Annotated in this window: 27 protein-coding genes and 1 pseudogene; 17 read left to right on the top strand and 11 right to left on the bottom strand. The window is 57.3% G+C overall.

Going from position 1 to position 25,950, the window contains the following annotated elements:
* The first annotated feature begins 21 nt into the window (after positions 1 to 21).
* From QA644_RS06525 to QA644_RS06515, 3 genes are all read left to right on the top strand, one after another.
* Entirely contained in the window at positions 22 to 1,965 is a 1,944-nt protein-coding gene (locus QA644_RS06525) for a multicopper oxidase domain-containing protein (RefSeq protein ID WP_283072341.1), read from the top strand.
* Positions 1,966 to 2,049: 84 nt separating this feature from the next.
* Complete coding sequence (locus tag QA644_RS06520) at positions 2,050 to 2,259, top strand: cold-shock protein (RefSeq protein ID WP_239599195.1); 210 nt, start codon at positions 2,050 to 2,052, stop codon at positions 2,257 to 2,259.
* 75 nt (positions 2,260 to 2,334) lie between these two features.
* Positions 2,335 to 2,463: a hypothetical protein gene (locus QA644_RS06515; protein WP_275593275.1), complete on the top strand. Its 129-nt coding sequence runs from the start codon at positions 2,335 to 2,337 to the stop codon at positions 2,461 to 2,463.
* Here the strand turns inward: QA644_RS06515 and QA644_RS06510 are convergent.
* Positions 2,460 to 2,807: pseudogene (locus QA644_RS06510) on the bottom strand (DUF411 domain-containing protein); the annotation flags it as partial. The gene QA644_RS06515 and the pseudogene QA644_RS06510 sit on opposite strands and share 4 nt — an antisense overlap.
* A gap of 199 nt (positions 2,808 to 3,006) precedes the next feature.
* On the opposite strand from QA644_RS06510, the gene QA644_RS06505 reads away from it, so the two are divergent.
* Entirely contained in the window at positions 3,007 to 3,591 is a 585-nt protein-coding gene (locus QA644_RS06505; RefSeq protein WP_239599197.1) for a cation transporter, read from the top strand.
* A gap of 62 nt (positions 3,592 to 3,653) precedes the next feature.
* Here QA644_RS06505 and QA644_RS06500 read toward each other — a convergent pair whose 3' ends face one another.
* From QA644_RS06500 to QA644_RS06485, 4 genes are all read right to left on the bottom strand, one after another.
* Entirely contained in the window at positions 3,654 to 6,827 is a 3,174-nt protein-coding gene (locus QA644_RS06500) for a CusA/CzcA family heavy metal efflux RND transporter (protein WP_283071556.1), read from the bottom strand.
* A complete protein-coding gene (locus tag QA644_RS06495) occupies positions 6,824 to 8,266 on the bottom strand; it encodes an efflux RND transporter periplasmic adaptor subunit (RefSeq protein ID WP_283071554.1) in 1,443 nt (480 codons plus the stop codon). The genes QA644_RS06500 and QA644_RS06495 overlap by 4 nt, the downstream gene beginning before the upstream one ends.
* Positions 8,263 to 8,667, bottom strand: coding sequence for a FixH family protein (locus QA644_RS06490; RefSeq protein WP_283071553.1), 405 nt, complete (start codon positions 8,665 to 8,667; stop codon positions 8,263 to 8,265). Before QA644_RS06490 ends, QA644_RS06495 begins: the two co-directional genes overlap by 4 nt.
* A 628-nt stretch (positions 8,668 to 9,295) precedes the next feature.
* Entirely contained in the window at positions 9,296 to 9,733 is a 438-nt protein-coding gene (locus tag QA644_RS06485) for an EF-hand domain-containing protein (RefSeq protein WP_283071552.1), read from the bottom strand.
* Between the two features lie 268 nt (positions 9,734 to 10,001).
* On the opposite strand from QA644_RS06485, the gene QA644_RS06480 reads away from it, so the two are divergent.
* On the top strand, positions 10,002 to 10,205 hold the full coding sequence (locus QA644_RS06480) for a heavy-metal-associated domain-containing protein (RefSeq protein WP_092588395.1): 204 nt from the start codon (positions 10,002 to 10,004) through the stop codon (positions 10,203 to 10,205).
* 49 nt (positions 10,206 to 10,254) lie between these two features.
* Here the strand turns inward: QA644_RS06480 and QA644_RS06475 are convergent, their stop codons facing one another.
* Positions 10,255 to 10,917 (bottom strand): adenylate/guanylate cyclase domain-containing protein, encoded by a 663-nt coding sequence (locus QA644_RS06475; RefSeq protein WP_283071548.1) that lies wholly within the window; start codon positions 10,915 to 10,917, stop codon positions 10,255 to 10,257.
* Between the two features lie 160 nt (positions 10,918 to 11,077).
* Here QA644_RS06475 and QA644_RS06470 point away from each other — a divergent pair, with 160 nt between their 5' ends.
* Positions 11,078 to 13,558 carry a heavy metal translocating P-type ATPase gene (locus QA644_RS06470; RefSeq protein ID WP_283071546.1) on the top strand — a complete coding sequence of 827 codons (2,481 nt, stop codon included), beginning with the start codon at positions 11,078 to 11,080 and terminating at the stop codon, positions 13,556 to 13,558.
* A 56-nt stretch (positions 13,559 to 13,614) separates the two neighbouring features.
* A complete protein-coding gene (gene cueR, locus QA644_RS06465; RefSeq protein ID WP_283071544.1) occupies positions 13,615 to 14,082 on the top strand; it encodes a Cu(I)-responsive transcriptional regulator in 468 nt (155 codons plus the stop codon).
* An 84-nt stretch (positions 14,083 to 14,166) separates the two neighbouring features.
* On the opposite strand, the gene QA644_RS06460 is transcribed toward cueR, so the two are convergent.
* Positions 14,167 to 14,604, bottom strand: coding sequence for a cytochrome c (locus QA644_RS06460; protein ID WP_283072340.1), 438 nt, complete (start codon positions 14,602 to 14,604; stop codon positions 14,167 to 14,169).
* A 365-nt stretch (positions 14,605 to 14,969) separates the two neighbouring features.
* On the opposite strand from QA644_RS06460, the gene QA644_RS06455 reads away from it, so the two are divergent.
* The gene (locus QA644_RS06455) at positions 14,970 to 16,184 is read left to right on the top strand and encodes an acyltransferase (protein ID WP_283071543.1); all 1,215 of its coding nucleotides are present in this window, start codon (positions 14,970 to 14,972) and stop codon (positions 16,182 to 16,184) included.
* Positions 16,185 to 16,411: 227 nt separating this feature from the next.
* Here QA644_RS06455 and QA644_RS06450 read toward each other — a convergent pair whose 3' ends face one another.
* The 3 genes from QA644_RS06450 to QA644_RS06440 all read right to left on the bottom strand — a co-directional run bounded on the left by QA644_RS06450 (position 16,412) and on the right by QA644_RS06440 (position 17,859).
* Positions 16,412 to 16,813 carry a cytochrome c gene (locus QA644_RS06450; RefSeq protein WP_283071541.1) on the bottom strand — a complete coding sequence of 134 codons (402 nt, stop codon included), beginning with the start codon at positions 16,811 to 16,813 and terminating at the stop codon, positions 16,412 to 16,414.
* 265 nt (positions 16,814 to 17,078) lie between these two features.
* The gene (locus tag QA644_RS06445; RefSeq protein ID WP_133940127.1) at positions 17,079 to 17,411 is read right to left on the bottom strand and encodes a four-helix bundle copper-binding protein; all 333 of its coding nucleotides are present in this window, start codon (positions 17,409 to 17,411) and stop codon (positions 17,079 to 17,081) included.
* Positions 17,412 to 17,424: 13 nt separating this feature from the next.
* The gene (locus QA644_RS06440) at positions 17,425 to 17,859 is read right to left on the bottom strand and encodes a DUF305 domain-containing protein (protein ID WP_283071537.1); all 435 of its coding nucleotides are present in this window, start codon (positions 17,857 to 17,859) and stop codon (positions 17,425 to 17,427) included.
* Positions 17,860 to 18,380: 521 nt separating this feature from the next.
* Here QA644_RS06440 and QA644_RS06435 point away from each other — a divergent pair.
* Positions 18,381 to 18,875 (top strand): cytochrome b/b6 domain-containing protein, encoded by a 495-nt coding sequence (locus QA644_RS06435; protein ID WP_283071535.1) that lies wholly within the window; start codon positions 18,381 to 18,383, stop codon positions 18,873 to 18,875.
* Between the two features lie 2 nt (positions 18,876 to 18,877).
* Here the strand turns inward: QA644_RS06435 and QA644_RS06430 are convergent, their stop codons facing one another.
* Positions 18,878 to 19,318, bottom strand: coding sequence for a YqaA family protein (locus QA644_RS06430; protein WP_283071533.1), 441 nt, complete (start codon positions 19,316 to 19,318; stop codon positions 18,878 to 18,880).
* A 252-nt stretch (positions 19,319 to 19,570) separates the two neighbouring features.
* On the opposite strand from QA644_RS06430, the gene QA644_RS06425 reads away from it, so the two are divergent.
* The 8 genes from QA644_RS06425 (at position 19,571) to QA644_RS06390 (ending at position 25,945) form a co-directional block, all read left to right on the top strand.
* On the top strand, positions 19,571 to 19,906 hold the full coding sequence (locus QA644_RS06425) for a hypothetical protein (protein WP_283071532.1): 336 nt from the start codon (positions 19,571 to 19,573) through the stop codon (positions 19,904 to 19,906).
* Between the two features lie 185 nt (positions 19,907 to 20,091).
* The gene (locus QA644_RS06420; RefSeq protein WP_283072339.1) at positions 20,092 to 20,493 is read left to right on the top strand and encodes a hypothetical protein; all 402 of its coding nucleotides are present in this window, start codon (positions 20,092 to 20,094) and stop codon (positions 20,491 to 20,493) included.
* A 93-nt stretch (positions 20,494 to 20,586) separates the two neighbouring features.
* Positions 20,587 to 20,814 carry a hypothetical protein gene (locus QA644_RS06415; RefSeq protein WP_283071530.1) on the top strand — a complete coding sequence of 76 codons (228 nt, stop codon included), beginning with the start codon at positions 20,587 to 20,589 and terminating at the stop codon, positions 20,812 to 20,814.
* Positions 20,811 to 22,268, top strand: a complete 1,458-nt coding sequence (locus QA644_RS06410; protein ID WP_283071528.1) for a TolC family protein — start codon at positions 20,811 to 20,813, stop codon at positions 22,266 to 22,268. The genes QA644_RS06415 and QA644_RS06410 overlap by 4 nt, the downstream gene beginning before the upstream one ends.
* Positions 22,269 to 22,279: 11 nt before the next feature.
* The gene (locus QA644_RS06405) at positions 22,280 to 23,626 is read left to right on the top strand and encodes a copper oxidase (protein ID WP_283071526.1); all 1,347 of its coding nucleotides are present in this window, start codon (positions 22,280 to 22,282) and stop codon (positions 23,624 to 23,626) included.
* 37 nt (positions 23,627 to 23,663) lie between these two features.
* Positions 23,664 to 24,143, top strand: coding sequence for a plastocyanin/azurin family copper-binding protein (locus tag QA644_RS06400; RefSeq protein ID WP_283071525.1), 480 nt, complete (start codon positions 23,664 to 23,666; stop codon positions 24,141 to 24,143).
* 22 nt (positions 24,144 to 24,165) lie between these two features.
* Positions 24,166 to 24,450, top strand: coding sequence for a copper-binding protein (locus QA644_RS06395; RefSeq protein ID WP_283071523.1), 285 nt, complete (start codon positions 24,166 to 24,168; stop codon positions 24,448 to 24,450).
* 139 nt (positions 24,451 to 24,589) lie between these two features.
* Positions 24,590 to 25,945 (top strand): adenylate/guanylate cyclase domain-containing protein, encoded by a 1,356-nt coding sequence (locus tag QA644_RS06390; RefSeq protein WP_283071522.1) that lies wholly within the window; start codon positions 24,590 to 24,592, stop codon positions 25,943 to 25,945.
* Positions 25,946 to 25,950: the final 5 nt, after the last annotated feature.

Raw genomic sequence — 25,950 nt, 5'->3', positions numbered from 1 at the left:
GAGCTAAAAGAGGAGGTTCGTTTGTTCATTCAGCCCGTCGACTATCTTCTTTTTATTTGGTTCATCCTCGCCGCACTCAGCACTGCCTATGTCGCGTGGGACCAGTTTCGCAATAATCCCGAACCAGCCGTAATGAAATGGGGTTTTATCCTCGTCACGCTCTACCTGGGTCCGGTCGGTCTGATGCTCTACGTCCTTGCCGACAAGGAGCCTCGGCCGAACACTCACGAGGAATTCGTCAAGCCGCTCTGGAAGCAAGGAATTGGAAGTTCCATCCACTGCGTCGCGGGCGATGCGACCGGCATCATTATTGCTGCGGCAATTACCGCCGTGCTCGGGCTCCCGATGTGGCTGGACATCATCATCGAATACATTGCTGGTTTTGCTGTTGGGCTGTTCGTGTTTCAGGCCCTTTTCATGAAAAACATGATGGGCGGAACGTATTGGCAGAACGTCCGCAACTCCTTCATGCCCGAATTCATCAGCATGAACGCGATGATGGCCGGAATGGCACCGGTTATGGCGATCCTCATGATGGAACGCGACATGCGAGCAATGTGGCCGGGCGAAATGCTCTTCTGGGGCGTCATGGCGTTCGGCATCGGTGTCGGGTTCGCGACCGCCTTCCCTTTCAATGTCTGGCTGGTGGCAAAGCAGCTGAAGCACGGTTTGATGACTGCGCGTGACGGCGAGCAGAAGGAAGACGCAACTAGCCGCGAACTTTCAGAGCGTCCTGCTAGCCGCAAGATGAGAATGAGCCATCAATCGAAAGCTCATCGCACCCTGAATGCATCTCATCAGCAGCACATGTCTCATGGGGATAGTCACCAACACGGTGAGGAACTGCCTCCGGCCCTCGCCCCGACCCGGACCCAAATCGCGGCAATGGCGGGCTTTTCGCTCATCATGTTGGCTGGCGGCTATGCTTATCCCTTCACGCAGGTAAACATGAGCCTGAGTGCCCATGACGTCGGTCGTGCGATCATGGCTCCCGGCATGATCATGACCTTCGATACGCCAGGTGATGCAATGAAGGACATGGCGGCGGTCGATCCGCGCGGGGTGACCTTTACCGCAAGCGCTGATGCTCGTGGTGCAGCCGTGCTCGAACCTCGCATCGAGAACGGCGTGAAAGTATTTGGTCTCACTGCCTCCGTTATCCGATGGACGATCTTGCCGGGCGTCACGGTGGAGGCTTACGCCTATAACAACCAGGTGCCCGGCCCGACGCTACGCGTAACCGAAGGCGACCGCGTCCGTATCAATGTGAAAAACTACCTTCCGGAAAGCACGACCGTTCATTGGCACGGCCTGATCCTGCCCAACGAGATGGATGGCCCGGCGATGATCACGCAGAAGCCGATAGAACCCGGCCAAAGCTTTTCCTACGAATACACCGTTGGCCAACGGGGCACTTATTTTTATCACACCCACGACCATGTCGACCGGCAGCAGGCGCTTGGCCTCTATGGGGCTCTCATCATCGATCCCAAAAATCCAGCGGATGTCATTCCGGCCGATGCCGAATATCTGGTCCAGCTTCAGGAGTGGATAAAACGGGATTGGCTGACCTTCCCTTCGATGCCGATGGAAGGAGCGCTGCCGAACTACTTCACGATCAATGGCAAATCGTATCCCGCGACCGAAACTGTTCATATGAAAGTCGGTCAGACGCTGAAGGTTCGGTTCATAGGATCAAACACCACGGCGATCCATCCCATGCACATTCATGGCGGACCGTTTGAGGTAGCAGCGGTTGACGGCGAGACGCTTGCGCCTTCCGCTCGCTACCTGGCTGACACAGTCAATATCGCGCCTGGGCAGCGATACGACGTCCTGTGGCAAGCACGACGGCCCGGAAAATGGCTGATCCATTGCCATATCTCGCATCACACGACGAACAACAACGTGGAGACACAGGGCGGTGGTGGCTTGATGCTTGTCATCGATGTCACGGGCGATTGAACGGCTAATCACGTCGCCGCTTGCCATCCCGCTGCTATTCTACCTATGTTTGCGGCAAGGCTTACAAAAAACGAGGACAAAGAAATGCCAACGGGAACAGTAAAGTTCTTCAACCAGAGCAAGGGCTTTGGCTTTATCCAGCCGGACGATGGATCGACAGACACGTTCGTTCATATCTCCGCCGTCGAGCGTTCGGGCCTTACCAACTTGAGCGAAGGCCAGAAGGTCAGCTACGAGATCGTCGAGGATCGCCGGTCAGGTAAATCGTCTGCCGAGAATCTGAAGCCCCTGTAGATTCAAAGGGAGGCAGGCACGTCAGGAAAAAAGAAGCGTTTCCGCTCCAACGTTGCTCTCGTTCGCGAGCATCGCTTGCGGCCGAAACGAGGCGTGCGTCGCGGCGTGCTCGCCAAGGCAAATCGCCAGATCGCACTGCTTGCTTCACTGGCAGCTCTGCTCTTCCTCTGTGCCGTCGCGTTGGAAACGCTCATCCTTGACTAAGATGGGCGCACGCTCATGAAAACTTCGGCCTTCCCGTCCTTCGACAGACTGTAGACGTCGTACGATGCTTGCGGATCGTTTCCCATTCCAAGTGATCCTGCTGGCATCCCTGGCACCGCCAAGCCCGTAATATCCGGCCGCTTGTTCATGACTGTTTCAACCGCCTCCAAGGGAACGTGTCCCTCGAAGATATAAGGGCCGGAGACAGCAGTATGGCAGCCCTGCATTTCCGCAGGAATCTTGTATTTCGCCTTGATAGCTGTCAGGTCATCGGGGTGTTTCACCGTGACAGTGAAGCCCGCGTTGGTCATCGCGTTTGCCCACTCGCAACAGCCGCAGCACGGCGATACGCCGCATGATCTCCGATCCCCTGCCGGTCCTCCAGGGCCATGATGGCGACGTCCGTCAATCATCTCCGGCGGACACGCTCGACCGCGAGCGGCCGTGGGTTCTGCGTCTGGATCGCGCTCAGTCGAACGGTGTTATAAGAGTGAGCTGATGCCAGGCTGAAAAACGAGCCGACGGCAAGAATGGAGATCGGGCATGGCGGACATCACTCTCCGCGACGTGGTCAAACGTGTGGCGCTTCTGAACCTTGGCTATTTCGGCGTCGAATTCGCGGTAGCCTTGTCCATCGGTTCGGTATCGCTCTTTGCCGACAGCGTCGATTTCCTTGAAGACACGTCGGTGAACCTCCTGATCTTGATGGCGCTCGGCTGGAGCGCCCGCAATCGCGCCCGTGTCGGCATGGCCCTGGCCGCGATCCTGCTCGTTCCCGGACTGGCGACCGTCTGGACCGCCTGGCAGAAATTCATGGCTCCTATTGCGCCGGAACCGTTGCCGCTCTCGCTGGCTGGCCTCGGCGCTCTCGCCATCAATCTCTCGTGCGCCATAATGCTGGTTCGCTTTCGCGAGCATGGCGGCAGCCTTACCCGCGCCGCGTTTCTCTCCGCCCGCAACGACGCGCTCGCCAATATCGCCATCATCGCAGCAGGTCTCGTTACAGCTTTTCTCTGGAACACCGCCTGGCCGGACCTGATCGTAGGCATCGCCATCGCCGCCATGAACGCCGACGCGGCGCGTGAGGTCTGGATCGCGGCCAGAGACGAGCATGGCGCTGCCGCCTGAGTATCCTGTGAACTCCCGGAGAACATGAAATGGCGAACTCCCGAAAAAACGCGCCGCCACCACTATTCTGCCGCTTCGAGACCGCGTTCGCGGTCCTTGACGAACTGATCGGACATCGATGTCGCCGTTGGCAACTTCCACCCCTTGACCAGCGCGTAGACCGCCGGGATGACGACTAGCGTCAGCAGCGTCGACGACACCATGCCGCCGATCATCGGCACGGCGATGCGCTGCATGATTTCCGATCCAGTGCCAGTGCTCCAGAGGATGGGCACCAATCCCGCCATGATGGCGACGACAGTCATCATCTTCGGCCGGACGCGCTCGACCGCACCGACCATGATTGCGCGATTGAGATCGGCTCTAGTGAAGTCCCGCTTCTCCGTCTCACAGACGGAGCGTCGCTCCTTCAAAGCTTGGTCGAGATAGATCAACATGATCACGCCGGTCTCAGCAGCGACGCCAGCCAATGCAATGAAGCCGACGGCAACCGCCACGGAGGCGTTGAAACCGAGCCACCACATCAACCAGATGCCGCCGACTAGCGCGAATGGCAAGGACAGCATGACGATCATCGTCTCCGTCAAAGCTTTGAAATTCAGGTATAGCAATAGGAAGATCAGCGCCAAGGTCAGCGGGACGACGATCATCAGGCGTGCTTTCGCCCGTTCGAGATACTCGAACTGACCGCTCCAGGCGACCGAATAGCCTGCGGGCATCTTCACGCTTTTTGCGACGGCCCCCTGAGCTTCCGCCACATAGCCACCGAGATCGCGATTGGCGATGTCTACGAAGATGTAGACTGCAAGCTGACCGTTCTCCGTGCGGATTGTCGTAGCCCCGCGTGTGCGTTTGACATCGGCTATCTCTCCTAAAGGCACCGACCCGCCGCCGGGCAGCGATACCTGCACGTCCCGGGCAATCGATTGCGGATCACTTCGGTAGGCCCGTGGATATCGTATGGCCACTCCGTAGCGCTCGCGGCCCTCGACGGTCGAGGTCACCACCTCAGAGCCGAGTGCCATGCTGATGACGTCCTGAACATCGTTGACCGTCAAGCCGTAACGGCCAAGAGCTGCCCGGTCCGGAACGATGTCGAGATAGTAGCCGCCAATGACCCGCTCGGCGTAGGCGCCGGAGGTCCCGGGGATCGTTTTCAGCACGCTTTCGATTTGGCGAGCGATCTTTTCCATCTCGCCGAGATCGGTACCGTAGACTTTGACACCTACGGGCGTCCTGATCCCAGTCGACAGCATGTCGATGCGGGCGCGGATCGGCATGGTCCAGGCATTTGATACCCCGGGAAACTGCAGAGCGGCGTCCATCTCCTGTTTCAGGCTGTCGGTCGTCACACCTGGCCGCCACTGCGACTTCGGCTTGAGAGTGATGATCGTTTCGAACATCTCCGTCGGAGCCGGGTCGGTGGCGGTTAGTGCACGGCCCGCCTTCCCGAAGACGCTCTCGACCTCGGGGAACGACTTGATGATGCGATCCTGCGTCTGCATCAGTTCGGCCGCCTTCGTCACTGATATGCCTGGCAAGGTGGTCGGCATATACATCAGCGTGCCTTCGTCGAGGTTGGGCATGAATTCGCTGCCGATGTGCTGGACCGGCCATGCCGTTGCCGCCAGGATCGCGACGGCGGCCAGGATGGTCAGTGTCTTGACCTTGAGGACTCCCGCGATGACCGGCCGGTAAATCCAAATCAAAAAGCGGTTCAGCGGGTTCTTATGCTCGGGCACGATGCGGCCGCACACGAAGAGGATCATCAATGCAGGAACGAGCGTGATCGAGAGGAATGCTGCCGCCGCCATGGAGAACGTCTTGGTGAAGGCGAGTGGCCCGAACAGCCGTCCTTCCTGAGACTCCAGGGTAAATATCGGCAGGAACGATACGGTGATGATCAGCAGACTGAAGAAAAGTGCCGGACCGACTTCGCTGGCGGCGTCGACCAGTATCTTGATCCTCGGCTTGTCCGGTGGTGCGCGTTCGAGGTGCTTGTGGGCATTCTCGATCATGACGATGGCCGCATCGATCATCGCGCCGATGGCAATGGCGATACCGCCAAGGCTCATGATGTTTGCGCCGATGCCGAGCATCTTCATCGCGATGAAGGCAATGAGGATGCCGACCGGCAGCATGATGATCGCCACGAGAGCACTGCGAACATGGAGAAGGAAGGCAACCGTTACCAGCGCGACGACGATGGACTCCTCGATCAAGGTGCCCTTCAGTGTCTCGATGGCGGACTCGATCAAGGTCGACCGGTCATAGACCGGCACGATCTCCGTTCCCGCCGGCAGGCTGCTTTGGACCGAAGCCAAACTCTTCTTCGCGTTGTCGATCACGGTCAGGGCGTTGGCTCCGAACCGCTGCAGGACGATGCCGCTTGCGACTTCGCCTTCGCCGTTCAGTTCTGTAATTCCCCTTCGCTCATCAGGAACGAGTTCCACCTTGGCGACGTCGCCCAGCCTGAGCGGCGTGCCGCCCTGCGTCTTGAGCACGATGTTCTCAATATCGCTGATGCCCTTCAGATAGCCGCGTCCGCGCACCATGAATTCGAATTCGGAAAGCTCGATGGTTCGGCCGCCGACATCCGTGTTGCTGGCCCTAACCGCATTGGAGATGTCGTTGAGCGATATACCCTGCGCCTTCAGCCGAGAGGGATCAACGACGATGGAATATTGCTTCACGAAGCCGCCGACGCTGGCCACTTCGGCGACGCCCTCTGACTTGGAAACGCCGTACCGCACGACCCAGTCCTGCAGCGAGCGGAGTTCCGCAAGCGTAAGGTTCTTGGCGACGACAGCATATTGGTAGACCCAGCCGACACCCGTGGCGTCTGGGCCGAGCGTCGGCGTCACACCTTGAGGCAGGCGGCTCGACGCCGCGTTCAGATATTCCAGCACCCGGCTTCTCGCCCAGTACGGGTCGGTGCCGTCTTCGAAGATCACGTAGACGAAGGAGACGCCGAAGAAGGAGAAGCCGCGAACGACCTTCGACTTGGGAACCGTCAGCATCGACGTCGTCAGAGGGTACGTCACCTGGTCCTCGACCACCTGCGGGGCTTGGCCCGGATATTCGGTGTAGACGATGACCTGGATGTCGGAAAGATCGGGAATGGCGTCGAGCGGCAGGGAGCGCAGCGCATAGACGCCGCCCGCGACGGCAAGCGCCGCGCCGACGAAGATCAGAATGAGGTTGTGGGCGGACCAAGCGATGACACGGGAGATCATGGCTTCACCTCATCTGTCGCCATGCCACTGAGGGCCGAGTTGAGATTGCTTTCGGCGTCAAGAAGGAAATTCGCCGCCACCACCACCTGATCGCCTACTGCGATGCCTTTGGTGATCTCGGTCTGCTCTTCACCGCGCATGCCGAGGGAGACATCCTTTGGCTCGAACTTGCCGTCACCCTTGTCGATGAAGACGACCTGCCGGTCGCCGGTATCGATGACCGCACTGTTGGGCACGGCGACGACTGGCTTCTGTACGCCAGCCTCGATCTCGACGTCGGCGTACATGTTGGCCATCAGAATACCGTCCGGGTTCGGAAGCTCGATCCTGACTTTCGTGGTCCGGGTCTCCTGCCGGATTTCGGGGTAGATGAGGTCGACGGTCCCTTCGAGGGTCCTGCCCGGGAGGCTCCGAACCGTCACGGCAACCGGGCCTCCTTTTTGAATGGAAGCCAGATCGAACTCAGGCACGTCGGCGATGACCCAGACATGGGACGTGTCCGCAATCCGAAACAACGGATCACCCGGTTTTGCCATCATTCCGGTTGTCGCCATGCGTTCAAGGATGACCCCGTTGCGGGGGGAAACATATTCGATGCTGGTTGGCACCTGATGCTTCTCGGCGATGCTCCGGATCACTTCGTCCGGTACGCCCAGGTTCTTCAGTCGAAGCGCCGAACCGGCATCGCTGTTGCGGAGATCGCCCTTCCCCGCAGCGAATTCAGCTCCGGCGGTGGCGATCTCCTTGGAATAGAAGCTGAAGAGGCTCTCTCCGTTGCCGATATGGTCGCCAGTTGTCACGTTTGCCACGTCATCTATGAAAGCATCGGTGCGCATAGAGATGACGCTGATGAGCCGCTCGTCCAAGGCCACCGTTCCGGGCACCCGGATTTTGCGGGAGATGCTCGCCATTTCCGCAGTGGCCGTCCTGACACCCGTGCGCTGCAGCTTGCCGAGCGAAACCTTGACCGTCGATGTGTCGGCCTGATCGCCTTCAAGGACCGGGATGTAGTCCATTCCCATTGAATCCCTCTTCGGCACTTTGGAAGTGTCCGGAAGGCCCATCGGGTTGCGGTAATAAAGGACCTTGCGTTCCGTCGCAGCCGATCCTGTCGCCGACATTTTCGGCTGGTTGGAGGTTTCGGCCGATTTGATGCCTGAGGCTGTGAAGCTGATGTCTTCACTTTCACGGACGGACACGAACTCGCGCCCATCGGGTGTTTTCCTGGGCTTGGCAGAATATTCGGGCAGCCCGTCCGGATGGCGGTAATAAATGACGGCCCCGGTCGGTTCAGGCTTGCTCGGCTGCGCTTCAGCGACGGCCATGTCGAAAAGCATGTGGAGTTGCTGCTGGCCTACTCCCTGGGCACCAGCCAGGTACGCTCCCCCGCCGACGACGGCGAGGGAGGTAACGGCGGCCAGCCATGTTGCGGTCTTCACGGGGTAGCCTTGACGACGACTTCACCGGCCACGGTGTCGCCTTCGCCCTGAACTTTCGCCCCAAGCTGGAAGCGCCATCCGCCTTCCATGCTCAGATTGGTCTTGAACTTATAGGTCCCCGCCTGTCCGGAGGGCAGTTCCTCGACAGGCGTGGTCATCGTCTCCATGCCCTCTGGAGCCATGTCCATCCGGGTGGTGAAAATAACCGCGTCAGATACGGGCTGCCCGTTTCGTTTATCAACGAGACGAACAGAGACTTCGGCATCAGGTCCCTGTTTCACCTCTGCTGACACGAGCTGAAACTCGTAGTCTTGAGGGCTGGCATAGGAAACCGTCGATGAGGCTGACAAAATGGCAATCGCAGCGAGGCTTCCTCGCGCAAAGTTCCTTGTGGTTTTCATAGTTCACATCTCTATAGGCGGGCCACGGCCTCGCCAAAAAACAGGTATCCGCACTCGCGCTCACGCAAGCAGCGACGGTCAAAAGAGGATGAGAACTAGACGCGTGGTGGGCGTGCCGGAGGTTCCACCACGGCAGATGCCAAACTCGCGTCATGACTGACTAGGAAGGGTGGCGCTCCCGGATAAGAAACCGATAGGCTGATGGCGTCTGGAGCCTGCACTAGGAGAATGGACGCGCAGATGAGCGCCAACGGGCAATTCTTCGAGCAGTCAATGGGTGGCTGCTTCTCGTCCGGACAGCAAGGCATCTCCTCGGTCGTGGAAGCGGTATCCGCAGACGCCATCTGCATGTCCATGCCTGCCATCGCGGCAGGTCCTGACGAGGCCATCGCGCTTTCCGCCACGCCCATACTCACGGGGCCAAGAATGACCCCGAGCATTGCAAGGACGCAAAGCAGGCGTTGAATGGCGGCGACGAACTTCATATGCCTATACTGGCATGCCGCTTTGGCCGAAGGAAGCGGGCTCACGAGAATTTGCGTGAAACTGTTCGATGCGCATTGAGTTTTCGGTCCCTGTGAAAGCATATTACAGTCGTCTCGAAATGTGGCGAAAGGCCTCGACGCACCTATTGGACCTGCATGAACGTTCGTATCTCGTCAGGCGTAACTTTGCCATCCTTGTTCGCGTCCACTCTGTCGAAAATCCGCTTGTGGATGGTTGTCACTTCTTGGAAAGAGAGAGCCCCATCGCCGTCGCTGTCTGCAACCGTGAACATGATTTTCATCATCTGTCCGCCCATCGGCATCCCGCCCGTCGCGCCGCCCGCCATCATGCCTGGCATCGCCTGCATTCCGTTCATCGTAACCCCAGGCATCATGTTCCCGCACATGCCCGGCATCATACCGGGAGTCATCGGCATCCCGCCCATCATGCCCCCGGGCGTCATCCCTGTTTGAGGAGGTTGCTGTGTTTGTCCCTGCATTTGCGCGAAGACCGTCGTCGCTGAACCGCTGGCCAGGAAAGCGGTAAGGATGCATACTTGCGTGACTCTTGCCGACTTCATCTGATTTCTCCTTTTGATTTCTCCTTTGGCGTCTGAATAAGCTGGATCATAAACCCAAAACACTCTCGCAAATTGCGCCAGATCAATACTGTCTGTTGCGCCTTGAGGCCGGACGCTGCTACCCGACTATGCGCCAGTAGATGATCGTTTGATACACAGGGTTAGCAATCCTTTGATTGCAAGCGCCAAGAACTATTCGATGGCTGCTCTTGACCTTCCCATGGTGGGAAGCCCCACATGTGAATGGTCGCAAATTACGGAGACCACCATGTACGAGTTCGACATTCAGAATATGACCTGTGGCCATTGCGCGAGCACAGTCGAAAAAGCAATCAAAGCAGCCGACCCGGAAGCGTCCGCTACCATCGATCTTACGGCCAGGACTGCCAGGGTGCAGAGCAAGCTCGAACCGGCGGCCATCAACGCTGCCATCGAAAAAGCGGGCTATCCGTCTAGCTTCAAGCACATTTGATTTCCGTAGCGGGCCGCCAAGTTAAACAGGTGTCCCCATCCGCTTACTGTCACCGGGGCAACTCATAGGTCTGCGGCGACCGTCGATATGCTTCTTCACAACGCGGCGAACAAAACCACGGCCCCTGCGGGGCGGCCCGCTTATAGGATGAATATGGTGCATGCATCTTGCACACAGGATCGATCCAGTCCGGGTCAGCCGACGGAGCAAGCTCGATCTCATAGATAGGGACTTCCCCGGCTACCGATCTAAGCGCCACCATTCCGAGGTCTCGCACTAGGATGCCTCTGGCGATAGCCGCCTCAGCAACGGGTTGAGTGGCAAGTAATTGACCATGCGATGCGAGCGCGGCGATTCGTGCTGCAATGTTGACAGTCGTGCCAAAGAGATCGCCTGCTCTGCGGATGACCGGCCCATGGTTCAGCCCCGCCCGAGTAAGGGGTAGCCGCGATTCTTTGCGGCATGCCTGCAACATCGTTCCGAGTACCTGGATCGCTGTATCGGGCTCAGGAAACGAGAGCATTGCCTCATCACCGATCCATTTAATCGGAGGCTCATAGCCGCTGAGGGCGTCGCGGACCATGCTCTCGAATACCTCAAGCACGTCAAGCGCGGCTGCGTCTCCATAAACATCCGCAATCGCGCTGAATCCCGCGATATCTATGAACGCAACGGTGGCCGGTGCTTTATCCAAAATCTCTCGCTGCCTCACATCTCTCTCCATGGCCCGAAGATTTGATCGCTAGCAACGCCGCATTCTCGCCTGCGTTCGCTTCCTAAGCAACTTCTGAAATTCATCGCCAACAAGAGCCCTTGACCTTCCCAGCATGGGAAGGATTACTTATGTATGCAGTTCAATGAGAGATCGTCCCATGACTGCCATATCACAGATCGAAAAATCGACCGCGCTGCCCATCCCGACGGAGTTCGGGATCGAAGGAATGTCCTGTGCTTCGTGCGTCGTCCGGGTCGAGAAAGCCATCAAATCTGTTCCCGGCGTCAATGCCGCGTCAGTCAACCTCGCGACAGAGCGAGCAACGGTAACTTTCAAGGATGCCGTCGATACCGCTGCCGTCCTGCAGGCCATCGAGGGTGCTGGGTATGAAGCAAAGATCGAAATGCAGGAATTTCTCGTCGAGGGTATGACCTGCGCGTCTTGCGTCTCGCGCGTCGAGCGTGCCCTCAAGGCGGTTCCTGGTGTCACGGATGCCAACGTCAATCTTGCGACGGAGAAGGCGACGATCCGTTATGTCTCAGGCGCAACGACGTCAGCGATCCTCTCCGCAGCCATCCGCAACGCGGGTTACGAGGCCAGGGCCGCTGTCAATGTTGCCACTGAGGATCAAGGAGACTGGCGCGACGTTGAAATTCGGTCGCTTGGTCGACAGCTTCTTCTCTCCGCCGTTCTGACTTTGCCACTCTTCGTAATGGAGATGGGATCGCACTTCATTCCTGGTGTCCATGAGTTCGTGATGGACACCATCGGCATGCGTGAGAGCCTGTACGTCCAGTTCGTGCTGGCAACCATCGTATTGTTTGGCCCGGGACTTCGTTTCTTCCGCAAGGGTGTCCCAAACCTACTGCGTTGGACACCTGATATGAATTCTCTCGTGGTTCTCGGGACAACGGCGGCGTGGGCCTATTCGGTCGTCGCCACGTTTCTTCCGAGCGCCCTGCCCGCCGGTACCGTCAACGTCTATTATGAGGCAGCGGCTGTCATTATCACGCTGATCCTCCTGGGTCGGTACCTTGAGGCTCGGGCGAAAGGCAAAACCAGCCAGGCAATTAAGAGGTTGCTCGGTCTTCAGGCCAAGACTGCCTTTGTCGATCATGGCGGTGAATTCGTGGAAATACAGATCAGCGACGTGGTCGTCGGCGACGTTATTCGAATTCGTCCGGGCGAAAAAGTGCCTGTGGATGGCACCGTGGCGTCAGGTGAATCCTACGTCGATGAGGCGATGATCACCGGGGAACCGATACCAGTCTTGAAGACCGCCGATAGCGAAGTGGTCGGCGGCACGATCAACAAGACGGGTTCGTTCACGTTTCGGGCGATGAAAGTCGGAAGCGACACCCTGCTCGCGCAGATCATCAAGATGGTCGAAGCCGCGCAGGGCTCTAAACTGCCGATCCAGGCTCTCGTCGACAAGGTGACTGGCTGGTTCGTGCCTGCTGTGATCGCCGCAGCTATCCTGACATTCGGCGCTTGGATGCTAGTTGGCCCCTCACCGGCTTTGAGCTTTGCGCTGGTCAATGCAGTCGCGGTCCTGATCATTGCCTGCCCCTGCGCCATGGGCCTCGCGACGCCAACCTCGATCATGGTCGGTACCGGACGTGCGGCCGAACTGGGCATCCTGTTCCGCAAGGGCGAAGCCTTACAGAGCCTTCGGGATACACAGATCATCGCAGTCGATAAGACGGGTACACTGACCAAGGGCAAGCCCGAACTCACCGACTTCCAGGTGTTGCCAGGCTATAGCCGTGATGATGTGCTCTCTTGGGTCGCCAGCCTTGAAACCCTCTCGGAGCATCCGATTGCGGAAGCTATCGTTGCCGCAGGAAAGGCTAGTGGGCTTCCGAACCTGGAAGTATCTGGTTTCGAGGCATCGCCGGGCTTCGGCGTGAGCGGTATCGTTGCCGGGCGTAAAATTCTCGTCGGTGCTGACCGAGCGCTGGCCCGCAAAGGCATTGAAGTCACAGCCTTCGCCAGCCTCGCGAGCGATCTTGGTCGCGAAGGAAAGTCGCCCCTTTACACAGCTGTCGACGGACAGCTGGCAGCCATCATTGCGGTGTCCGATCCGATAAAGGAAACGACGCCAGCCGCAATCCAAGCACTACACGCCCAAGGCCTGAAGATTGCGATGATTACCGGCGACAATCGCCGCACGGCAGAGGCAATTGCCGCGCAACTGGGTATTGATCACGTTGTCGCGGAGGTTCTTCCGGACGGCAAAGTTGAGGCCGTCAAACAGCTTCGCAAGAACGGCCAGAAGGTTGCGTTCATCGGCGATGGCATCAACGACGCCCCGGCTCTATCTGAAGCTGATGTCGGCCTTGCAGTGGGTACTGGTACCGACATCGCCATCGAAAGTGCGGATGTCGTGCTGATATCAGGCGATCTGACAGGCGTGGCTCGCGCCATTGCACTCAGCCGGGCGACGATCAAGAACATCAAGCAGAACCTGTTCTGGGCCTTCGCCTACAATGTCAGCTTGGTGCCGGTCGCAGCAGGTGTCCTGTATCCCGTAAATGGCACCTTGCTTTCGCCAGTATTTGCGGCGGGCGCAATGGCAATGTCCAGCGTCTTCGTCCTGGGCAACGCGCTTCGTTTGCGTCGTTACCAAGCCAACTGATAGCAGAGCTGCATCGCGGATTCCCGGTGCAGCTCCCTCGCATGAAGGAAAATACGATGAACATCGGACAAGCAGCGAAAGCCAGCGGCGTCTCGGCGAAAATGATCCGGTACTACGAGCAAATCAAGTTGATCACGCCCGCGCATCGCACAGAATCGAGTTACCGGACCTACACTGAGAACGACATTCATACACTCCGCTTCGTTCGCCGAGCACGCGATCTCGGGTTTTCGGTTGACCAGATGAAAACCTTGCTCGCGCTGTGGCGAGACCGGTCACGCGCGAGCGCAGACGTAAAGAGCATCGCTCTTGAGCATATTGCCGAACTGGAGCGTAAAGCTGGCGCGATCCGAGCGATGACCGAAACGCTTAAACATCTTGCAAATCATTGCCATGGTGATGACCGGCCAGACTGCCCGATCATCGAGGAGTTCGCGAACTCAGGCGAAAAAGAAGATGATCTGCCTGCCATCAATGCTCGTTTTGGAGTGAACGGCTTGAGGACGGAGCCGTCCTCGCCCTGACGACGTTTAAAGGTTGACGGCACAACATTTAATATGGCTCGCCGTTGTTGCGCTATATGAAAGGTTAGCCTGCCGCCGCTGCAGTCACTCCATCCTGAACCGAGAATGGCAGGTCGTACAGGTTTGCAGCATAAGGTGAAAGGCGTGCTCTGCCGGTATGGAGGACAACTGCGCCTCGTCCTTGACATGCGTTCCGAACGGTCCACCGCCCATCGGTTCACTTGGTTTCATGCGCATGCTCTCCGTCATCGCTGCAGGATTTTTGTCGGCGGCTGCGTCTAATGCGGTCGCGTATGCCTTCAGATCGTTTGCCAGACGATCAAACCGCTCGCGCTCTTCGACGATATTTGGTTTTGCCTTCGACTTTGGATCGGCGGCTTCGGCCGCAAAATGGCCGATCAGCACCTCCCCTGATTTGTCGCGAATGGTGTCGGCGGCCCACTTTAACTCGGCTGGGGAGTATGTCGCTGGTTCCTTAAACATTCCGGCGATGGTCTTCGTGGCGGCGGCAATCGCTTTCATATCCGCTTGCCTCCGTGCAACGATATCGTCAGCAGCAACGACCACCGACGCGAGCGCAAAGCAACAGATAACCGCATAGAGAAAAAAGCTGGGCTTCATTTCAAACTCTTCATTCTTTCCACCAACCAGTCGTGTCCAGCAGGTCCCTGCCGTGGATTTAGAAGTCAAAGGGACGGCAAAGTGCCCAAGCTCCTAACGAAAATGCAAATCGATGTATCTTCAAACACCCAAATTTACGAAAAATTTAGGCTAATTTTATCGATCTAAATCTGCTTGTTTCGGTCTGGAGAAAGAAAGTTTAGGTTGCACCAACACGTCCCTTTGTTGTGCCCCAATCTTTTCAGAGACAGTCACGGATCGTTGCAATGAATACCGTTGCCAATTCAGATTCTGCATATTTTCCTTCAGCGCGAAGTCTCTCATCTCAAACCACAGAGAAGGTGCAATCCAGGGCGGTTGGCCCCGATGTTCTCCGATCATTGGCGATCCTTCTCGTCATGCTCGTGCATCTCCCTGTCGAGGCTACACCGTCGATGCTCGTCGGCGTCCGTAACTATGCATGGGTGGGAGTCGATATATTCTTTGTCCTGAGCGGGTTTCTGATCGGAACTCAACTCTTCAAAGAGGTTTCACGGACAGGAGGCGTGGATTTGAAGTCCTTCTATCTGCGTCGCGCCTTCCGCATTTTTCCGGCGTTTTCTATTGTTCTCGGCCTCTACGCAATTTTTCCCATTCTCCGCGACGCCCCGACGATGCAATCGATCTGGAGCTTTGCGACCTTCACCGTGAACTTCAACTTCGATCCGCGCGTGGGCCGAGCCTTTACGCAGGCATGGTCGCTTTGTGTCGAGGAGCATTTCTATCTGGTCCTGCCGCTCCTCGTATTGCTCCTGCATCGCCGGATCAGCATGCGCTGGACGCTTCTGATCGCTGCGGCAATGGTGATTGCAGGAATGATCCTTCGATACACGATTTGGGAGAGCCAAGTTGGCGTACTCGTTGATGCCAACAAGCTGAGAGATGCCTTCGCCGTATATCTCCGGGACGTATACTACCCGACATACACCCGTATCGATGGCCTGATGTTCGGTGTGATCCTGGCTGCTGCGAGATTTTTCAAACCGGAACTCTGCAAGCGTTACGCGTCTCCGCGTGTGGCCCTGCCGATAGGCGTCAGCCTCGTCGCGGCCGCTCTTGTACTGTTTTCGGTTCGAGGGCCACTTGCCGGAACAAATCTCTTTCTCGTCTTTCAGGCGCAGCTTGGTTCTGTTGCGGGATTCCCGCTCATTTCAATCGGTATCGCTCTCATTCTCGGCGCTATGCTCGACCTGGAGCATGTACTGAAACGATGGCCGGTTCCGGGTGCCATGGTCGTCGCCACCTTGTCATATAGCCTGTATCTGACCCACAAGTCGGCCTTCCATGTCGACAGGCTTATCTTTGGGGAAGCGAACCTCCAGGGCAGCTCCGGCTTCGTCGTCTATCTGGTCACCAGCTTCGCCGTAGCAATTGTGCTGTGGTTCTGTGTGGAGAGAAGCTTCCTCCTGCTTCGGGATCGCATTCTCTTACCGAGCAAATGACTTAGACTTGCCAGCTTCGATCACAACTTGAAGCTGGCAAAAGTCAGTTCTTCGCGAAGGACTTTTGCAACAGCTCCAAAATTGGACCAGCGGTAGATCGTCGCTCCTGTCGCGTTGCCATCATCTTATCAACTCGGGTGAAGCAATCCACAAACGAATCCTACTGCAACCGCAGTGCGAGAAAAGCCCCTAACATACCCTCAGCAGATCGGAAATCTTCGACAGGCCTACTGATGCTTCTCCCGAAATCGAGCATGACATACTTTGCAGGTCTGGAGCATCAGGTGGAACGAGTGTTCTGCGGGGATCAAGCCAAGCCTTTCGGCCGAGACGTCCGTGCCGAAAGGGCCGCCGCCCATCGGCTTTCCAGGCTTCATCCGCATGTCGCTAGTCATCTCGCCGGGATTTTTCTGCGCCGCCGCTCCCAATGCATCGGCGTATGCCTTGAGATCGTCGGCAAGTCCGGCGAAGTGATCCCTTTCCTCAAGGATTTCGGCTTTGGCGTCGGACCCCGCCGCCGGTACTTCGAAATTGAAGTGCTTGATGATTGTCTGTCCAGACTTGGCGCTGATCATCTGGGCAGCGTTACCAAAAGCTTGTGCGTCATAAGTGGTCGGATCGAGAAACATGTCGGAGATCGCCTTAGCCGCCGCCGAGATGTCTTTCATATCCTACTTTCGCAGCGGGACCAGGTCACTTCCCGAAAAGCTTGGCTCCGCTAAAGAGCCCAATCCAATGACTAGAAGGAGACCTATAAAAAGCCTCTCCTGCGACTGTCTCATAATGATCACCGGTTCGCCCAAGAGAATGGATGCGCGATATAGGCTATTTGCAGTTTGGTAACATTATGATTTTGCAAGAGGAGGCGGCAGCCGCCTCCTCTTAGAGCAGCATTTAAGCCGCCATTTTCTCACAACTCTCTGCGCAACGACGGCATGCACCGACACAGCTGTCCATATCGCCGACGCGTTCGCAATCAGCCGCGCACTGGCGGCAGATTTCTGCGCATTCGCGGCAGGTGTGCTTGTGGTGCTCTGTGCCGATCAGCATGAAATGCGCCGACGTCCTGCAGATTTCGGCGCATGCCATCATTAGTCGAAAGTGATCTGGTTTCGTATGCTCACCGCCCATTGCCAGGCAGTGTGTCATCGCCATCGACAGGCATTCCTGATAACAGGCGAGGCAGTTGTCGATGCACTCTTTCATCTCGGCGGATACGTTATGCATGGTCGGCCTCCTGTTACTTTGCTTCCTTGTCGAGCCACTTGGTCATGTCGACGATCTCTTTCTTCTGAGCGTCGATGATCATCTGAGCCATCTCCTTGGCTTCCTTGTTGTCGCCGTACTTCAGCTCGACCTCAGACATGCTGATCGCACCCATGTGATGGGCGATCATTCCGCAGATGAAGGAGACGTCGGCGTCCTTCTTCATCATTCCCTGCATCATGTTCATGTGCATGGACTTCATTCCGTCCATCGATGCCTTCTGATAGTCGGTCATCTCGCCCATAGGCATGTCGCCGCTTGAAGACATGCCTATCTTCGACATGTCCATGCCTTCGGTTTTGCATTTCTCGGGATAGGTCATCTCCTGGGCCGATGCCGAAAGCGGAGCCAGCGACAGCAGAACAGTTGCGCCGACAACGGCGAGCGAGGTTTTTACGAGAACGTTCATTGGATGCTCCTTTTGAGATCAGTTGATGCTTGAAAACCTTCAGACGCCGAAAGCCTTCGGCGGTGGGTCAATCGGCCTGATCAGGAGAAGCGGACTGGAGCTGGCAACCGACGGGCGAACGACGAGCGGCTCCGAAAGTGGCTGCGCGGCGGTTGGAAGTGTGGGCATGATCGGACAACAATGCATGCTCACGCAGCACAGTCCCGGGAGACGATCCAGCTGATGACTTTGCGAGTGACCCGCAGGCACACGCAGAGAAATGCAGCCTTCATCGCCTGCATTGGCGAGGCGGCCCGGCATGTTGACGAAGGTCAACGCCACCAGCAGTATGACGGCTAGACGGCAGATTTTACTCCAGCTGACCATACTTCGAGATTCCCTTCCGCCGGAGAACTCTCGCGGTAGAAAGATGTTCCGGTACCCTCTGAATTGGATCAGCCGAGCTAGAAGGCAACAGTCTGGAAAGGCTTAACCGAAGTTCAATGGACGGGCGCTACGACTGGTGGCGTTGGGGGATTGAGATGACGCCGCGCTACTCGCTTTCGCAGATTTTGCTCCATTGGGCTGTGGCCGTGCTGATACCCATCCAGTATTGGACAGGCGGAAGCGTCGAGCGGACGCATCACGCGGTTCACATGGGCCTGTCCCCAGACCCATGGGACGTGATCCAGCATCACGTTCATAACTACGTCGGGATTGCTATCGGGGCGCTCATGGTTGCCCGGTTCAGTCTCCGGGTCATTCATCGCAGCGCTTTGAGGCATCCCGCGAAAAGCCCGGTGGATCGGCTTGCGCGAGCTATGCACTTTGCATTTTACGCTGCGATTATCGCTCAAGCAGCTATGGGCTTCATTGCAAGCTATTTCTGGTTCGGGATCGCTTCATTCCATGTCCTGGGCTCGCGCGTTATTCTGGCGCTACTGGCGCTGCATATCGCTGCGGCGGCGTGGCATACATTTGTTTGGCGCGACGAAACTGTCGACCGGATGATTTTTCCCAGACGAAGAACTTCTTGAATTTATGACATCAATTTTAGAGTGGCGAATGTCAGGACGACGTAGCGCCCTGTCTTGGCAATGAATACCAGGATCGTGAATGTCAAAAGCGGCTCGCGCAATACGCCTGCTGCGACGGTCAGGGCGTCTCCGAACAGCGGCATCCAGGATAGCAAGAGCGACCATTTCCCGTATTTATGGTACCACCGGGACGAACGTTCGAGGGTTTTCTCGCTGACAGGAAACCAGCGTCGATCACGAAAGCGCTCGATGCCTCGCCCGAGGAACCAGTTGATGACGCTTCCTAGCGTATTGCCAATGCTTGCAACAATTAGCAGCGCAACCCATGAAAACTTACCGCTCACCAAAAGCCCGGCCAGCACAGGCTCAGACTGCATTGGCAGGATGGTCGCGGCTCCGAGTGCAACTGCAAACAAACTTGCGTAAGCGGTGAAATTGAGCATCGGTCCCTTTGCAAAAAAACGCTCCAGCGCGGCTTCGAGCCGCTCCCCCGCCCATGTCACTTCCTGTGAGCGAGCTGAATGATGCAACGACGGCGGCGTGAAAAACGCGTGGCATCGCTCATTGATACGTTTGCACCCTCTGGACCGGAAAAAATGCAGCCGTCAAGAGCGACTGTTCACTTTTCTGAGTAAACCGCCCCCATTGTTCAATGCATGAAGGTGCGATCCGTTATGCGATGGAGGATTACAATTATGTATGAAGGCTTGTTTGCGACGAATAATCCCGGATGTTTTTGGCATTTAGGCATCGAGCCGACGGGCTGGCGTTTGTACTTTCGCATCGATGAGGACGAGCTGCGATACTGTTGTGCGAAGATTCATCTCTATTCCCCTGGTCGCACTAGAATCTGGTGGAACCTTAACGTCAGTACCACGAGCGCAGCAAAAAAGGCCGTCACAGAATTAATCACCTCAGCACGAATGGCTGGATTTGATCCCCCCGATGCAGGCTCGATTATTGGCCTAATCCCCGAGGACTTTGTTGAGACACATATTGCTTCCTGCCGTCAAACCGACGAACGCGGCTGAGAAACGCGCCCTCGCTATCATCCAGAAGCGCCCCCACAATCTTGGCACGACAAACGCTTGACCTTCCAACGATGGGAACGCTTACCAGAAGAACGAGTGCCGTTCGCGCCACAGAAACGACGCGAATCTTTGGCAGCTATTCGTCGCAATTGAAAACCGACTGCTTTGATAGTAGTCGACGGAATATGGGCAAAATGTACCGAATCGCACTGAGCAAACTGCTCTTGATTGTGCGGCTGGCGATCATCGTATCGCTGGCAGGCTACAGCTTGTCCAATGCGAACGCGGCCATGCATGGCACAGCGTTTCCTGAATTCGAGCAAAACGCTTCGCAGATTACGCAGCACGGCGACCATGACGAAGTCCAAATGTCTGGACACGGTCACTCCCACGATCATGCTGCTGGTGACAAAGACGGCACCAAATCGGTGAAGAAGGATTGCTGCAGCGACTTCTGTAGCGGCTTCGGCATTATTTGCGACGGTCTTCACGTCGACGAACCCGTGGTGACGTCAATTCGGCATTTCGTCGATGATCAGCAAAACTATGGCGAGCTGCCTCCCCTTCACCGCCCCCCGAATATCTGAATAGCGAGCCCATCCGCATGCGCGGATGAACCTCGGCTTGTCTCGGATCGCGTCTGAGACAAGCCGGACTGCACTCATATTTCGGAAAAATTCATGAGACCTTCTATTATATTGGTGGTCGCATTGCCGCTCATCGTAAGCGGATGCGCAGCCACAATTCCTCCTGACGTTGACACACCCGACGCTCAGCTTTTGTCCAGCGCCAATCCAGTACGGTATCGCAGCCCGATTTCCGGCTATGTTGATCGCCAGCCGGTTGATCCTAAGCCATGGCGGCAACAGAACCAGTCGCAGTCTCCTGCTGAAGGAGACCCGTCATGACGATCTCTTTCAAATTGATTGCCACACTCGCTTTGCCAATCGTGCTGGGCGGATGTGTTTCGAGCGAATACGCGCAGTCCGACGCTGGCTTCACAACCGTGTCCAACACGGCTGCGATTGCTACTACGAAGCAGACCGTGTGGGTCCAAAACCGGGTCCAGGCCCAGTCGGTATCCGCTCAGGTCAAAACGCTGATCGCCAAAGAATCAGTCGACGTTGAGACTGCGGTCCAGGTCGCCCTACTCAACAATCGAGGTCTGCAGGCCACGTATGCCGACCTGGGCGATAGCGCTGCCGATGCGTGGCAGTCGACGATGCTCCTCAATCCGACGGTATCCATCGGACTGACAGGGATCGGCACGCCAGAGCTGGAAGCGTGGAAGACCATCGAGGGTATGGTCGCTACCAATATTTTGGCGTTGGCAACCCATAAGAAGAACGTTGAGATTGCCGACACGCGGTTCCGTCAGGCGCAGCTAAGCGCGGCGGTAGCTACCCTGCAGGTGGCGGCCGACACCCGCCGGGCCTGGATCAACGCTGTGGCCGCGTGGGAAAACATCTCCCAGCTTCAAAGAGCGCAGGCAGCCGCCGACGCAGCGTCCGAACTCGCGTCCAAACTTGGCGAGACGGGCGCAATGACGAAGGGCTCTCAGGCCCGCGAACATGTCTTCGCCGCCGAACTCGCGGGCCAGACTGCGCAAGCCCGCCTCGCCGCCCGATTGGCAAAGGAAGAGCTGACCCGCCTTATGGGCCTTTGGGGTTCCTCGACCAATTATCAAATTCCGAACAGCCTGCCGCCGCTCCCAAAGGCGTTGGCTAAACGGGATACGATTGAAGCTGAAGCACTGCAGAAGCGTGTCGATCTGCAGGTGGCGAAGCTGGAATTGGCGGCAACCGCGAAATCGTACGGTCTGACGGACGCCACCCGTTATGTGACGGACCTGGAAATCCTGACCGGCTTCGAAACCGAACGGGAAATCGAAGATCAAGAGAAGAATGTCGACACCACCGGCCAAGTCGAGCTGGAGTTCGTCATACCGATCTTCGACACCGGTAGAGCCCGGCTCCGAAAGGCAGAACTCGCGTACATGCGAGCGGCAAACCAGCTGGCGGAAAAAGCCGTCAACGTTCGATCCGAAGCCCGCTCGGCCTACGAGGCTTATCGCTCAAACTACGAGATCGCAAGGCACTATCGAAATAGCGTTGTCCCGCTCAGAACCAAGATCGAAGAAGAGTCGCTCCTGACCTACAACGCGATGATCACAAATACCTTCGAGCTGCTCACTGACACGCGCGAAAAGATCAACTCCATCCTGCTTTCCGTAAACGCCAAGCGCGACTTCTGGCTGGCGGACGCTAACCTCATGCCCGCGATCTATGGCGGCGGCTCCGGCGAGGCACCCGGACCCGTTGAGACTGCGTCAGCATCTGAAAGCGGCGGCGGTGGACACTAAGGATCACAACCATGTTCAATAGAAGACAGATTATCGGAGCCAGCGCAGCCCTCCTTTCGACGGCCGCCTGGACGAAGACGTCGGCGATGGGCTTGCCGGACGCACCAACGATGGAATCGGCGGACATGCAGCCACCGCTCCAACCAACATCGGGACCAGATTACCAGCCAGTGGTTACGCTGAATGGCTGGACCCTGCCCCACCGGATGAACAACGGCGTCAAGGAGTTCCACCTGGTCGCCGAGCCCGTCGAACGCGAGATGGCCGACGGCATGACGGCCTATCTCTGGGGCTACAACGGCCAATCTCCGGGTCCGACCATCGAGGCAGTCGAGGGAGATCGCGTCCGAATCTTCGTGACGAACAAACTGCCGGAGCACACGACGATCCACTGGCACGGCATGATCTTGCCGTCCGGCATGGATGGCGTCGGCGGATTGACGCAGCCGCATATCCCTGTCGGCAAGACCTTCGTCTACGAGTTCGATCTCGTGAAGTCAGGCACCTTCATGTACCACCCGCATTCAGATGAGATGGTGCAGATGGCCATGGGCATGATGGGTTTCTTCGTGATCCATCCCAAGGACCCGAAGTTCATGCCCGTCGACCGTGATTTCGTGTTCCTTCTCAATGCCTACGACATCGATCCTGGCTCGTATGTACCCCGGATCATGGAGATGACTGATTTCAACATGTGGTGCTGGAACAGCCGCGTGTTTCCGGATATCAGCCCGCTCGTCGTTTCCAAGAACGACAGGGTGCGGGTCCGCGTCGGCAACCTGACGATGACGAACCATCCAATCCACATGCATGGCTACGACTTCGAGGTGACGTGCACCGACGGCGGCTGGGTGCGGCCCGAAGCGCGATGGCCAGAGGTCAGCATCGACATCCCTGTTGGTGCGATGCGGGCTTACGAGTTCGACGCCAAGTATGTCGGCGACTGGGCGATCCATTGCCACAAGTCGCACCACACGATGAACGCGATGGGACATGACATCCCGACTTTCATCGGGGCGGACAAGTCGAAGGTCGCCGAGAAGATCAAGAAGCTGCAGCCGGAATACATGCCCATGGGCACCAAGGGCATGGCCGACATGGGCGAAATGGAAATGCCCATTCCCGAGAATACCATTCCGATGATGACCGGCTGGGGGCCGCACGGCCCCATCGAGATGGGCGGCATGTTCTCGGTCGTGAAGGTCCGCGAGGGCATCTCGGCGGACGATTACTCCGATCCGGGCTGGTACGAAAACCCGCCCGGGACCCAGGCTTGGGAATGGACCGGCGAACTGCCGGACGCGACCAAGGCCAAGGACGCGAAAACGCAAATCACGCCCAAGCCGACAAACGGCTGAGGCTCAATCAATCTTCCACATCAAAAAGGATTTACCCATGAAGAACTATGTATTGGCACTGGCGCTGGTCGCCCTCGCAACCCCAGCCTTGGCTGCCGGCAATCATGCCGGCGGTCACGGTGAAAAAATGGCTGTCGGAGAGCCCGGCGACAAGGCCAAGGCGACACAGACGATCCGCGTCACGATGAAGGAAACCGACGACGGGAAGATGATATTCACTCCCGCCGTCTTCAATTTCCGCAAGGGGCAAACGGTCAAGATCGCGATCAAGAATGCCGGAACCGTCGACCACGAGTTCGTACTCGATCAGGAAGACAAGATTCTTGAGCATAAGGCGGTCATGGAGAAGTTCCCGGAGATGGAACATGACGATCCGAATTCGATCCGGCTTCCGGCCGGTCAATCCGGTGAGATCGTCTGGAAGTTCACCACCGACGGCCAGTTCAAGTTCGCCTGCCTGATCCCCGGTCACTACGAGGCTGGCATGCACGGCGACGTCACCGTCGCTGGAAAGTAATCGAAAACAAGGAGACACAGAGATGAAAACCGCAATGAAACTCGCCGTTGCTGCCTTGCTCTCGCTCAGCACAGCGTCTGGCGCTTTCGCCCAGGAATTCACCAAGGGCGTCGTCAACAAGGTCGACACCAAGGCAAAGAAGGTCACCATCAAGCATGAAGACCTCAAGGGCCTCGACATGCCCGCGATGACTATGGTTTTCCGCGTTGAGGACCCTGCTCTGCTGGAAAAGCTGAAGGAAGGCTCAAACATCGAGTTCGTTGCCGAGCGCGTGAACGGCAAAATCACCGTTACTGAGGTGAAGTAAACCGGCCCACCGTCGCTGAGGCGACTTTATACGCGGCCGTCGCTGGCGGCCGCGTACCCTCTTCTGCATCAAAGGTAACAGCGAGCGCTTCCGCCATAAAACCGGCAGGCGCAATCGAATAGCCCCGGTAACGACGGCCATGAAATCTGCAATCGGCGCTCATTGGGACTCCGCGCGAGAAATTCGTTCGATCCTTCTGCGCTTTGTCGCCTTCGCCATCCTTCTCGCCAACCTCTTGCTAGGCGGCAACGAAGGTGCCGAAAGGACGCATTTAATCGTCGTCGTCAGCTATCTCGTCATCAGCATCGCTTCCGTCGCGACAGCGCGATTCCTTCCTAATCGCTCTTGGCTGAAAACGCTCTTTGTCGTGCTCGACGCCTTGCTGGTCGTCTTAATTCTATATGGCCACATCCTTGGCGGACCGGTTACCGAGAACCACAATTTGACGACAACCAGCTTGGTGGTGGCATTTATCCTGCTCAACCATGTAGGCCTCAAGCTGGATCGGCGGCTGGTCCTTATCTTCTCCAGCCTCGTCCTCGTTTCCTGGATGACCATGCTGGCTATCACCGCTGCGAGACATCATACGGCTGATACGGTGTCGGTGATCGCATCGTTTTTCAATCAGGACCTGGGTCTCACGGTCAGCTTTGGCTTTACCGCCTTTGCAATCTATCTTCTCGCGAAGGACCACGACCGGACGCGCAAGGAGGCGCTGCGAGCGGATGAGCGACGCCTCAACCTTTCGCGATTCTTCTCGCCGCTCGTTGTCGCGGACCTTGAGGAAGGCAGCTCGGCGCTCGATCTCGAACGTCGCAACGCGGCGATCATGTTCGTTGATCTGCGAGATTTCACGAGCTTTGCCGAAACTGCGCCAGCACGCGAACTGGCATGGGTGCTGGGGGAATACCGGCAGCTTGTTTCCGGCACCATTTTTGAGCATGGCGGGACCGTTGATAAGTTTATCGGCGACGGGGTCATGGCGGTCTTCGGCCAACCCACCCCCACAGACGACGATGCAGATCGCGCCTTGGCATGCGCTCTCGACCTCGTCGATGCGCTCAGCGATTGGAAGAACCACAGCGTGCGAAATGGCTACCCTGCCCTCAACGCAGGTATTGGCTTGCACTACGGCACGGTCGTCGGCGGCGTCCTGGACAGCGGATGCCATAGCGAGTTCACCGTGATCGGTGATGCGGTTAACGTCGCCCAGCGCCTGGAGTCTCTGGCCAAATCATTCGATGCGCCGCTCGTCGTATCGTCAGCTCTGATGGCCCAGCTGCGTAAACCAGTTCCTACCGCCCTCTGGATATCGCAGAGTTCGGTTGTTCTGCCCGGACGTCGGCTCCCGATAGATGTGTGGTATTTGCGCCGCGAAGCGGGCCTTGCGCTCGCTGAGGATAACCTGCGCTACGAGACAGGGGGCGTGCAGACCGCCTTCCAAAGATCGTCCTTCCAGTCATCGCCTCCCGCGCCCGATGTGTGCACCGGATAGTCGAT

Source organism: Rhizobium sp. CC1099, assembly GCF_029714385.1.
Taxonomy (GTDB): domain Bacteria; phylum Pseudomonadota; class Alphaproteobacteria; order Rhizobiales; family Rhizobiaceae; genus Rhizobium.
The sequence above is the reverse complement of the archived record's forward strand: the minus strand, read 5'-3'. Positions and strand labels throughout refer to the sequence as shown.